At 72.5% G+C, this 12,005-nt stretch carries 9 protein-coding genes; all 9 read right to left on the bottom strand.

Features of this window, described 5'->3' with window-relative positions; translation table 11 throughout:
* Positions 1 to 33: 33 nt before the first annotated feature.
* A complete protein-coding gene (locus Pen02_RS10565; protein ID WP_203865765.1) occupies positions 34 to 954 on the bottom strand; it encodes a carbohydrate ABC transporter permease in 921 nt (306 codons plus the stop codon).
* A gap of 3 nt (positions 955 to 957) precedes the next feature.
* Positions 958 to 1,905: a carbohydrate ABC transporter permease gene (locus tag Pen02_RS10570; RefSeq protein WP_239140426.1), complete on the bottom strand. Its 948-nt coding sequence runs from the start codon at positions 1,903 to 1,905 to the stop codon at positions 958 to 960.
* 25 nt (positions 1,906 to 1,930) lie between these two features.
* Positions 1,931 to 3,289, bottom strand: a complete 1,359-nt coding sequence (locus Pen02_RS10575; protein WP_203865766.1) for an extracellular solute-binding protein — start codon at positions 3,287 to 3,289, stop codon at positions 1,931 to 1,933.
* Positions 3,290 to 3,609: 320 nt separating this feature from the next.
* Positions 3,610 to 5,679 carry an ABC transporter ATP-binding protein gene (locus tag Pen02_RS10580; RefSeq protein ID WP_203865767.1) on the bottom strand — a complete coding sequence of 690 codons (2,070 nt, stop codon included), beginning with the start codon at positions 5,677 to 5,679 and terminating at the stop codon, positions 3,610 to 3,612.
* A gap of 91 nt (positions 5,680 to 5,770) precedes the next feature.
* Entirely contained in the window at positions 5,771 to 7,465 is a 1,695-nt protein-coding gene (locus Pen02_RS10585; protein WP_203865768.1) for an ABC transporter ATP-binding protein, read from the bottom strand.
* A 186-nt stretch (positions 7,466 to 7,651) separates the two neighbouring features.
* Positions 7,652 to 8,734, bottom strand: coding sequence for a hypothetical protein (locus tag Pen02_RS10590; protein ID WP_203865769.1), 1,083 nt, complete (start codon positions 8,732 to 8,734; stop codon positions 7,652 to 7,654).
* A 137-nt stretch (positions 8,735 to 8,871) separates the two neighbouring features.
* Entirely contained in the window at positions 8,872 to 10,317 is a 1,446-nt protein-coding gene (locus Pen02_RS10595) for a M28 family peptidase (RefSeq protein WP_239140428.1), read from the bottom strand.
* Between the two features lie 190 nt (positions 10,318 to 10,507).
* Positions 10,508 to 10,849 (bottom strand): hypothetical protein, encoded by a 342-nt coding sequence (locus tag Pen02_RS10600; protein ID WP_203865771.1) that lies wholly within the window; start codon positions 10,847 to 10,849, stop codon positions 10,508 to 10,510.
* Between the two features lie 95 nt (positions 10,850 to 10,944).
* Positions 10,945 to 12,005 (bottom strand): LLM class flavin-dependent oxidoreductase (locus tag Pen02_RS10605; protein WP_203865772.1); only part of this gene is annotated, 1,061 nt, incomplete at its 5' end.

Raw genomic sequence — 12,005 nt, forward strand, 5'->3', positions numbered from 1 at the left:
GAAACCTCCAACTGTTGATCTTCGGTGCTCTGGTCAGCCTTTCAGCCCGGTACCGGCGATGCCCTCGACGATCCGGCGCTGGAAGAGCAGGAATACCAGGATCAGTGGCAGCGCTCCGAGGATCGCCGAGGCCATGGTGTCGGCGTACCGGATGCCGTAGGTGCCCTGGATGGCGGCGAGGCCGACCGGGATGGTCATCAGATCCGGGTCGGTGACGGCGAGCAGCGGCCAGAGCAGGTTGTTCCAGCTCCAGACGAAGCTGAAGATCGCCACGGCGGAGACCGCCGGCCGGGACAGTGGCATGACGACCCTGCGGTACGTCCGGAAGAAGCCGGCACCGTCGATCCGGGCGGCCTCGTCGAGATCGCGGGGGATACCGTCGAAGAACTGCTTGAAGACGAAGACCGCGATGGCGGTGGGAATCTGCGGCAGTAGTACCGCCCACCAGGTGTTGAGCAGGTGCACGCTGCCGAGTTCCCGGAACTGCGGCACGATCAGCACCTGGTTGGGGATCATGAGGCCGGCCAGGACGAGCCAGAAGACCAGTCGGCGGTACCGGAACCGCAGCCGGGACAGCGCGTACGCCGCCATGCTCGCGGTGAGGACGGTGCCGAGCGTGGCCAGCGTCGAGGTGACGAAGCTGGCGACGTACCAGTTGAGGATGTCGCTGTCGGCCAGCACGGTCCGGTACGCCTGTAGCGTCGGGTTCTCGATCAGCCAGGTCGGGTCGGTGGTCTCCGCGTTCGGCTTCAGGGAGGTGTCCAGCGCCCAGGCCAGCGGCACCAGCCAGAGCAGCGCGAGGGCGAGCAGGACTCCGACGCAACAGTGGTTGAACAGCCTCATCCGCCGGTCCACCGAACTTGCCAGCGCGCCGGCCTCGCTCCGGCGGCGGTCCCGGTCGGTGTCGCCGTCACCGTCGCGATAACGGTCGTGGGTCGATCCGCGCAGGGCCATCCCTCACACCTCCGATTCCGGGCGGCGGGTCAGCACCAGCCACACCGCGGACGCCGCGAGCACCAGCAGGAAGAACAGCGTGGACGCGGCGGCGGCGTACCCGGTGCGGTAGTCGGTAAAGCCGACGTCGAAGACGTACTGGAGTGCCGAGCGGGTGCTGAAGTTCGGGCCGCCGCTGGTCATGATGTACATCTGGTCGAAGACCTTCAGCGAGGCGATGACCTGGAGCACCACCACCAGGGTCGTGGTACGGGTCAGCAGCGGCAGGGTGATCCGGCGGATCTGCTGCCACGGACCGGCGCCGTCGATCGCGGACGCCTCGTAGAGGTCCCGGGGTACGTCCTGGAGGCCGGCGAGATAGAGCACGAAGTTGAAGCCGAGGGTCCACCAGACCGTTGTGACCGCCAGCGAGACCATCGCCCAAGCCGGGTCCCCGAGCCAGTTCGGCGCGGTGCCGCCGAGCGTGTCGACCGTCCGGCTGAGCAGGCCGAGTTCCGGTGTGTAGATCCACATCCAGATCAGTGCCACCACGGCCGAGGGCAGCACGTACGGCAGGAAGAAGGCCAGCCGGAAGAACCAGCGGCCCCGACGGACCCGCTCGGCGAGCAGCGCGAAGACCAGTGCCAGCACCACCAGCGGCGGAGTGGTCAGGATGGTGAACCAGACGGTGTGCCAGATCGCCCACCAGAAGTCGGAACTGCCCAGCGCCTCGGCGTAGTTGTCCAGCCCGGCGAACTCGCCCAGCCCGGGGCGGACCATGCTGGTGTGGAAGAAGCTCATCACCAGCCCGTACAGCGCGGGTCCGATGATGAAGAGCAGGTAGAGCGCGAGGAACGGGGTCAGGAAGAGCAGCGCGGGCCGACCCTGCCGGGTCCGGTGGTCGGCGCCGCCGGGCGGTGCCGACCCGGGTCCGGTACGGGTCCGGTCGGCGGCCGGGATGGTGGTGGCCACGGCAAACCTCCTCGTTGAGGTGCGGTCACACCGGCGACGGGGTCCGGGCGAGTACGGACAACTGCGACCGGATCTGCGCGATCGCGGCCCGGGCGGTGAGCTGTCCGCCCTCCACGGCTCCGACGGCGGAGCCGATGACGTTCTCGAAGTTGGAGCCGGAACCGGAGTACCAGCCGGGCGGGTCGTAGACCGCGGTGTCGGCGGCGGCGGCGTAGCTCGACTGTGGACTGAGCCGGCGGTACGCCTCGCTCTCCGCGAACGGCAGCCAGGTCGGGACGTGCCCGCCCTCCGCCCAGGTGAGGCTCTGGTCGAGTACCGACCGGACGAAGTGCAGCGCCCGGTCCAGGCGGGCCTGGTCGAGGTCGGGGCGGGCCGGCAGGATCAGGGTGTGCGAGTCCGCCTGCACGGCGTGCGGCCCGCCGAAGATGTTCGGGACGAGCGTCATCCCGAACGGCATCTTGGCGGTCTGGAAGGTGCTGATCTCCCATTCGCCGTTGAGGTGGAAGCCGGCCTGCCCGGTGGCGAACATCGCGATCGCACCCGGATAGTCGGCGCCGCTCGGGATCAGCCCCTGTTCGACGGTGAGCGCGCGGAGGTAGTCGAGCACCCGGGCGGCCTTGGCGTCGTCGAGCACGATCCGGGTGCCGTTGTCGGCCAGGATCTCGCCTTCGAGTTGCGAGTAGAGGGTCTGGAAGAACCGCCACGGCGAGGCCGGGTCGGCGTTGATGCCGTGGGTGGCCCCGTACCGCCCGGTCACCCGTTTGGCCCTGGCGAGCGCGTCGACGAACGCCGCCTCGCCGGTGATCGGCTTGAGTTGGCCGTTCGGGTCGAGCAGTCCGGCCTGCTGGCAGATGTCGGTGTTGTAGAACAGGACGAACGGGTGGGTGTCCAGCGGGATCGCGTACGTCCGGCCGTCGACCAGCCCGGCCTGCCAGGCCCGCTGGTTGAAGTTCTCCGCCGCCATGCCGTGCCGGGCCAGGTCCTCCGGGCGCAGTTCCTGGAGCAGTCCCGCGTCGACCAGGGTCTTCATCCGGGTGAGGTGCGAGACCGCCACGTCCGGCGGTTCCTCGCCGACGGTGGCCAGCGAGAGCTTGGTGTAGTACGGGTCGCCCCAGGCCAGCGTGATGGCCTTGAGCGGGGTGCCCGGGTTCGCCTTGCGGAAGGCGTCCTGGATCTGCTGCATCCGGACGCCGTCGCCGCCGCCGAAGAGGTTCCAGTACTCGACGGCGTCCGGCGCCGACTCGGTCTTCAGCAGCCCGGCGCCGAGGGGGGTGGCGCAGCCGGTGAGCGTGGCGGCGCCAGCGCCGGCGAGCGCACCGAGGAGTACGCCCCGGCGGCTCAGTGCCGGTCCCGGGGGCCGGGAGGCGGGTGGTGGACCGTTCATGGTTCCCCTCCTAAGACCGGAGTAGTGGATGAACCGTTTCAGGCACCATTCCCGGGGCTCCGGCAGCAGGACGCCAGTCGCGGCGCTGGTGGTCGCTACCGGAGCAGCCCGATGTTAGCGATCACACTGGTGCAGATTGTGGCGGGTCATCCCGGGGCCGTCAATCGGTAGCCACTGCTTTCCTTCACCGACAGGCACACCGGCACCGGCCGGTGTATCGTCGGCCCGTATCGTCCGGTCGATCGCCACGACCAGCCGATTCTTATCGTTTCAACCAGTACGCTGGCGTCTCGGCCGTACCCGGCGTGCGGGTCGCATCCTCAGTGCTCGGCGGCCGGCGTCGGCGGCTCCGGCTGCCACTGCCCCGGAACCGGACCCTGCCGGTGCGCCTCCCGGCTGCTGACCTGCCGGTGCGTCTCCCCGGTGCCGTCCTGCTGCTGCGTCTCTCGGGTGCCGTCCTGCGTCTCCCGAGGGCCGTCCTGCGTCTCCCGGGTGCCGTCGTGCGTTTCCCGGGTGCCGGTCCAGGCCGCCCAGAGCGCCGCGTACCGGCCACCGGCCGCGACGAGTTCGTCGTGCGTTCCGGTCTCCGCCACCCGTCCCGCGTCCAGCAGGATGATCCGGTCCGCGGCGGCGGCCTGGGTCAGCCGGTGCGCCACCACCAGCCCGGTACGCCCGTCCAGCGCCCGTGCCGCCGCCGTCTCCAGTTGCCGGGCACCGGCACTGCCCGCCTCCGCGGTCGCCTCGTCCAGGATCGCCACCGGCGGCGCGGCCAGCACCAGCCGGGCCAGCGCGAGCTGCTGGGCCTGCGCCGCCGTCAGCCGGTGCCCGCCGTCGCCGACGACCGTGGCCAGCCCGTCGGGCAGCGCGCGTACCCAGCCCAGTGCGCCGACCGTGTCGAGCGCGGCGGTCAGTTCCTCGTCGGTGGCGTCCGGCCCGGCCAGCCGCAGGTCCTCGGCGAGCGGACCGGCGAATACGTGCACCTCCTGGCTGACCAGGGCCACCGTCCGTCCGGCCACCGCCGCGCCGAGGTCCTCGATCGGTACACCGCCGAGCCGGATGCTGCCGCCGCCGGACCGGTGGATCCCGGCGATCAGCTTCGCCAGCGTGGTCTTGCCGGCACCACTCGCACCGACCAGGGCGACCCGCTCGTTCGGCGCCACGCTGAACGTGACGTCGTGCAGTACGTCGTGCCCCGGCACGTACGCGTGCCGCAGTTCCTTCGCCTCCACGGTCCCGTCGACCGGCACCGGCCGCTGCTCCGGCCGACGGGGCGCCGGCAGCCGGGTCACGCCGACCAGCCGGACCAGGCTGGCGGCGGCCGACTGCGCGTCGTCGACCAGGCTCAGTGCCGCGTTGAGCGGGCCGAAGAGGTTGTGGAAGTACAGCGCGGCGGCGGACGCCGTACCGACCGAGACGGCGTCGGCGCGCACCAGCAGGAATCCGGTCACCAGTACGGCGGTCAGGCCGATGAACTCGGCGAGGTTCAGCCGGCCGAAGAACCGGGTCATCAGGCGAATCCCGCGCAGGGTCAGCTCGACCGCCGCGACCGAACTGCCGGAGACCCGGGCCAGGTGCGGTTCGGTGAGCCGGAACGCGCGTACCGTCCGAGCACCGCCGACGGTGTCCAGCAACTGCTGCTGCATGGCGCCGTGTGCCACCCGCTGGCTGGCGTAGAGCGGCTGGGCGCGGCGGGCGTACCAGCGGGCGGTGTGCAGTTGCACCGGCACCGCGAGCAGCGCGGCGAGCAGGAACCGCCAGTCGAGTACGGCGAGCCCGACCAGGGTCAGCCCGATGGTCAGGCCGGACCGGGCGAGCTGCGGCAACGCGCTCCGGACCGCCTCGGCGACCACCGTGACGTCGCCGGTGACCCGTGCGGTCAGGTCGCCCGACCCGGCCCGCTCGACCTGCTCCAGCGGCAGGTCGAGTACCCGGTCGATGAACCGCTCCCGCAGGTCGGCCAGCATCCCTTCGCCGAGCCGGGCGACCTGGGACAGCCCGAGTGCCAGCGTGATTCCCTGTAGCACCGCGACCAGACCGAGCAGCAACGTCGGGGTGGTGATCGCGCCCGGCGGACGCCCGTCGACCACGAGGTCCACGATGTGCCCGAGCAGCGGTGCGGTGAGCAGTCCGATCGCGGTGGAGCCGACGAGCAGGCCGAAGGCCCGGCCGGCCAGGAAGCGGCGCGGGCGCAGCAACTCGGCCAGGGTGGCCCGGACCTGCCGACCGGTCGCCGTCGGCAGCAGTTCCCGAGCCGACGGACCAGTCCCGGAAAACTTCTCGGTCCCGGAAGTCTGCTCGGTGCCGGAAGTCTGCTCGGTCCCGGAGGGCTGGTCGGTCCCGGAGGGCTGGTCGGTCCCGGAGGGCTGGTCGGTCCCGGAGGGCTGGCTCATCGGAGAACTCCTCCCGTCACCCGCTTGCGTGTCGCGGACCGCCACCCGACGGGGTGTCGTCGTCTCCGGGCCGTCCGCCCGGCGAGCACGCTCACCGCAGCACCGACGCCCGGTAGCCGGCGTCCTGCCGGACCAGGTCGGAATGGCTGCCCTCGGCCCGGACCGCGCCGTCGTCGAGCAGTACCACCCGGTCGGTGACCGCGAGCAGTGCCGGGCTGGCGGTCACCAGCAGCGTGGTCTGGCCCTGCCGGAGTTCCCGGAGCCCGGTCGCGATCCGGGCCTCGGTGGCCGCGTCGACGGCGGTGGTCGGGTCGTGCAGGACCAGTACCGCCGGCTCGGCGGCCAGGGCCCGGGCCAGCGCCACCCGTTGGCGCTGCCCGCCGGAGAGCGACCGTCCGCGTTCGGTGAGCGGCGTGTCGATGCCCTGCGGCAGGGCCCGGGCCACCTCGTCCACGTCGGCGGCGGTCAGCGCCCGGCGTACCTGCGCCTCGGCGGCGGCCGGCGTGCCGACGTTCTCCCGCAGGGTGCCCTCGAACAGGTCGGCGTCGTGCGGCGCGACCAGGATCGCGGCGCGCAGCCGCTCGGGGTCCAGGGTGTGCAGCCCGACCCCGTCCAGCTCGACGGTGCCGGCGTCCGGGTCGACGTCCCGGCCCAGGCAGCGCAGCAGGTCGTCGGCGGCGGCCGGATCGGTCGCCACGACGCCGAGCAGCTCGCCGGGTGCGGCGTGCAGGCTGACGTCGCGCAGCGTGCCGTGCCGGACGTCGCGCAGGTCGAGTCGACCGGAGACCGGGGTGCCGGGGGAGTCGTTCCCGGCGGGCGTCGCCGGAGGTGCGCCGAGTACCGAGGCGATCCGGTCGGCGGAGGCGCGACCCTGGGCGAACTCGGCGTTGACCCAGCCGAAGGTGGAGAGCGGTCCGAGTAGGAACAGGGCCAGGCCGACCGCCGCGACGAGCTGCCCGACGGTGAGGTCGCCCTGCGCCGCCAACCGGCCGCCGAGCAGACCGACGGCGGCCACGAAGAGTCCGGTGATGACGAGCAGGGTGCCGTCGTACCAGGCCTGGGCCTGGGCCGCCCGGACCGTGGCGGCCAGCGACTCCCGGCTGGTCCGCCGGTAGCGCTGGGCCGCCGCCGGTGCCGCGCCGAGACCCTTGAGTACCCGCAGGCCGGCGACCAGGTCGGCGGCCACCCCGGAGGCGTACGCCGCCCGCTCCTGCTCGGCGTGACTGCGCCGCTCCAACGGCCGGCCCAGCAGATGGGCCAGCCAGAGCAGCAGCGGTGCGCCGACCAGCACCAACAGGCCGAGTGGTACCGAGACCACCAGCAGGGCGACGCCGCCGACCAGCAGGCCGGTGAACGCCCCGATCCCGGCGGCGAGGGCCCGGTTCACCGTGCCGACCCGATCCGTGTCACCGGTCGCGGTGGCGACCAGTGCGCCGGGCAGCCGACCGGTCTCCGCCCCGCCCCGGTGGTCCAGGATCCGTCGGGTGAGGGAGAGCCGGAGCTGGTGCGCGGCCTGCTCGACGGCGCGTTCCCCGGTACGGGCGCTGAGCCGGAAACTGGTCGACAGCACTGCGAAGACCACGGCCAGTACGCCGATCCAGCCGATCAGGTCGACCAGGCCGCCCCGGCCGACGGCCCGGTCGATCACCACTCCGATCAGCACCGGTACGAGTGCCTCGCCGGCCTGGTGGCTGGCGCTGAGCCCGGCGCTGGCCAGTACCTGCCGGAGCTGGCCGGTGATGGCCCCGGTCAGTACCGTACGTGCCGTGGGACTGCCGGTCCGCACGCTGGTGCTCCTCGCTGGCGCGCTCGACGGTCGGTCGAACTGGATCGCCGGTCGGGTCGAAATTGAAGGTTAGGCTAACCTAAACCAGCACCGGCTGGCGAGCCCGTCCACCCATCCGTCTTCCACCGATCCGACTCCACCGGGGCGTCTGTCACCTGTCGCGGGCCCGGTCGCGGGGAAGTCCGGCTAGGCGAGGAGGATGGTAATCCCGATCACCGCGTCGAAGACGGCGCACCATTCGGAGAATCCGCGCGGGACCACCCGGTTGGCCCGGTGGTGGGCGTAGTCCCAGACCGAGTGGGCGAGCCAACCGGCGCCGACCAGATACCGGCCCAGGTCGTCCGGGGCGGCCACGGCGACACCGACCAGCAGCAGGTAGCCGGCCAGCCCGGCGAGTTGCAGCACGAGCATCCGTCGGTCGCCGAACTGTCGGCGTACCGCGCCGATGGCGAGGTAGCCGAGCGGGAGGATCAGGATCACCCAGGCGTCCAGCACGAGCGGGTCGCCCCAGTTGTCGATGGTGACCACCAGGGCCAGCCAGGTCGGCCAGCGACGCTTCAGCAGCCCGACCAGGCGTCGGGAGGTACCGCTGGCCGGGGCGGCGACGGTCGGGTCCGCCACCTGCCTGCGGGTCGGGTGCCACCCGGTGTACTCGTCCCGCCGGGCGAGCATCGCGACCAGCATGGCCGGCAGCATCAGCAGGTGCCCGGCCATCATCAGGAACTCCGCGTCCACCATCCCCAGCCGGTACGGCGGCAGGAAGATCAGGAACGGCAGGTACATCGCCGCGCCCATCTCGGCGACCGGGCGCCACCGGTGACCCCGGTGGCGCATCCAGAGAGTCATCCCCACCGTCATGTCGGTGGCCATCACCAGCACGGCGACGTCGGGGCGGTCGAGGACGCCGACCAGGCTGAGCCCGGTGACGGCGTCGAGCGCGCCGGCCAGCACCTGCCACACCGGGCCGAGCAGCAGCATTCCGGCGATCATCGCGATCGTCATCTCGGCGAGGTGCCGGAGGAAGTGACGGGTGGCGGCGCGGCGCGGATGCGTACCGGAGGAGCCGGCTCGGACCGGCGCGGTGCCGGCGGCTTCGTTCTCCCCGGCCGTGCCGGCGGCTTGGCTGTCTCCGGCGGTGCCGGAGGGTTCGTTGTCTGCGGCGGTGCCGGAGGGGTCGCTGGTCCCGGGGCTGCCGGCAGGTTCGGTGGTTCCGGCGGTGCCGGCGGGTCGGGTGTTCCGGGCGGTGCTGTCCCGCGTCGTCGGTGTCATGGCTCCAGGCTGTCGGCGCCGCCGGCCAACCGGCAGGCTCGCGCCGCACGGTTTAGCCATGCGGATCTCATGGCTGAACCGTGCGGCGCGGCCGGACAGCGGGTACGCCGGCCCGGGCGACCGGGCCGGCGTCGCGGTCAGGGCCGACGGGCAGTGGCGTACGCCGCGGCGCCGATCAGCTCCAGCGACACCTGGAGCCGGGACAGGCTGATGTTCTTCTCGATGGTGTCCTCGGGGCTGTGGTACGGCGGCTCCAGCAGTGCCGGAGACTCCTCACCTCGCCAGGAGAAGTTGGCGCTGGCGATGCCGACCTCCTGGAAGGACTGGTGGTCGCTGGAGCCGCGCAGCGTCACCGGCGAGATCCGGGGCTGGTAGCCGAGCCGGGTCGCGGCGGCGGTCACCTCGTCGGTGGCCCGGTTCGCCAGCCCGTCGAAGGAGAGCAGCCAGTAGCGAGTCGCCGGATCCCAGCTCGTGGCCACCATGTCGTTCTGGTAGACGGCGACGATCCGGTCCCGCTCGGCCTGCGGCAGTTGGGCGACGTAGTAGCGGGAACCGATCAGCCCCTGCTCCTCCGAGCCCCACAGTCCGAACCGGACGGTCGCGTCGACCGGCAGGCTCCGCAGCACCCGGGCCAGTTCGAGGCAGAGCACCGTACCCGAGCCGTCGTCGTTGGCGCCCGGTGCGCCGATCACGGTGTCGTAGTGCGCGCTCACCATCACCACCGGGCTGTTCGGCCCGGCCCAGCGCGGCGCCCGCTCGGCCAGCACGTTGTGCGAGGTGAGCCCCCGGTGCGCCGAGGTGGCGACGGTGAGGGTCAGCGGACGGTGGGCGAGTCGCTCCCGCAGCCGGTGCTTCTGTGCCTGGGCGACACCGACCACCGGGATCGGCACCGGGGTGGTGGCCGAGCCGGGGAGGGTGGGCGCGAATGCCTGCGCCCGGCGGGGCTCGACGAGGTCGGCCGGGAGGAAGACCACCGCCGCCGCCTGCTTTGCCACGGCGGTGGCGACCAGGGCCTCGCGCTGTGCCGCGACGTAGTCGACGAGTACGACCTTGCCGGCCACGTCCGCCGGGTAGTTCTCCGGCGCTCCGGCGCCGACGTCCACCACCCGAGCGGTGACCCTGGTGTCGAGCGCTGCGTGCGGCGATGCCCCGACCTGCCAGTTCAGGTCGTCGGGCAGGCCGGGGCGGGAGCTGAGCTGGCCGAGGAACTTGTCGGCGACGGGGAACGGCTGGAGGCTCGTCCGGTAGCCGAGGTCGTCGAGTTCGTCGGCGAGGTAGCGGGCGGCGGTCCGCTCCGAGGAGGTGCCGCCGATGCGGGGACCGATCTTCTCGGAGAGGTGCCGCAGGTGTGCCAGGGCCCGCTTGGCGGAGACCCGGCCGGCGACCAGCCGGTCGTGCACGCCGAGGTTCGGCGGGCGTACGGCGCCGGGACGCTGGTCGGTCACCGCCCAGGCCGGCGTGGCGGTGGCGAGGGCGGCGGCGCCGCCCAGGCCGAGCGCGAGCGCCCGGCGTCGGGTCACCGGGGACTTCGCGGGGCGCTCGTCCGGGTTGCCGGCGGCGGGGAAGTCGGCACGACTATCCAATGTGGTCCTCCTGGTTGCGTCGGTCCGGGCCGACATCACCGGCGCGGACCGCGGGGTGGGTCACCGTCGAGGGAAACGTGGTCACGGTGCGGGAACTCGGGATTACGGTGCAGTGAATGTAGCCCCGGCCCATGATCGAATTCAAGATCGATTTCTGGCCACGGTGCCCCGGGCCGGATCGACGGATCGGTCACCCGTCCGCGTCGAGATCGTCCTCGGCGCACACTCCCGCGTCCAGGTAGGAGTCGACGAGCGGGGTCGGGGCGCCGGCCTCGAGCAACAGGTCGACGGCGGTGATGGCATACCAGTTGTCGGCGACGGCGTGCATGGCCGCGGCCTGGGCGAGCAGGTCGGGATCGGCGGCGAGATCGGCGAGTTCGGCAAGGGCGGTTGCCCGGTCCAGACCCTCGCGGTAACCGCCGGCGTAGTCGGTCGCGATCCGGTGCACCCGGGCGAGGACGAGTCGGCGGTCGGTGGGCTGGCGGGCGGCGAGGCGGGCGTAGCCGCCAGCCTGGTCTCGGCTGTCGTACACCTCGATATTCTATCGTACATGTGTTCGAATCGTGCGCTCGGGGCGATCGACGTACCGTCCCTGTCCACAGTGCTCGGACGGTGCCGAGCCGCAGGTCAGCGCCGTTGGCGCAGCCGGTCGACCAGTTCGGCGCAGCGGTCGATCGCGGCGGTGCCGTCCGTCGCGGCGACCTGAAGGGCGAGCACGTCCGGGCGGAGCCGATCGAGCAGCCGGGCACAGAAGTCGAAGAGTTGCCGGGGCTCGGCGACCCGGCGGTAGCCGGCCAGGATCCGCTCCCGACCCAGCCGGTCGGCCCGCTGCCGCAGACGGGTCGGGCTGGACGCGACCAGGCGACCCGGCGTACGCAGGCCGCGCCAGGGCCGCAGGGCACGCATCGCCTCGTCGTCGCTGTCGGCCAGTACGACGAAGCTGGTCAGCACGACCCTCGGTGGCGTACGCCCCGCCGCCGCTGCCGCCGCCCGGGCCACGTCCACCACCTCCCGGCCGGTGCGTTCGGGGTCCTTGACCGAGCTGAGCACCCCGTCGGCGAGCCGGCCTGCGGTGGCCGCCGAGCGGGGACCGGCCGCCGCCAGGTGCACCGGCACCCGGGTCAGCGGCGGACTGTGTAACCGCATCGACGAGACGGGGTAGTACGCCCCGTCCGGCTGCCGTACCGTCTCGCCGGCCAGCAGGGGCCGGAGCAGGCCGAGCGCCTCGGTCATCCGGGCCAGCCGCTCGGGGTACCCGGGAAATCGGCCCAGCGGTGCCTCGTTGATGCCCTCCCCGGTGCCGACTCCGAGTTCGAACCGGCCTCCGGAGAGCCGGTCGAGGGTGGCGGCGGCCTGCGCGACCAGCACGGGATGTTGGCGGAACAGCGGGCAGGCCACTGCGGAGACCAGGGTGGCGCGCCGGGTCGACGCGGCGATCGCGCCGAGCGTGGCCCAGCCGTACCCGGCCGCCCCGGCGTCGTCCACCCAGGGCTGGAGGTGGTCGGAGACGAGTATCGCGTCGAAGCCGGCCTGTTCGGCCCGGCACGCCTGGGTCACCAGCGACTCGGGCTGCCACTCTTCGTGCCCGAGGAACCAACCGAACCGGGTCACCGGGCTTCCTCTCTCGCTGGTGCCGCCGGGGTATCCGACAGTGCCGGCCCGCCCGCTGTCCCGACCGGCCCTGCCGC

The sequence above is a fragment of the Plantactinospora endophytica genome (genome assembly GCF_016862915.1).
GTDB classification, from domain to species: Bacteria; Actinomycetota; Actinomycetes; order Mycobacteriales; family Micromonosporaceae; genus Plantactinospora; species Plantactinospora endophytica.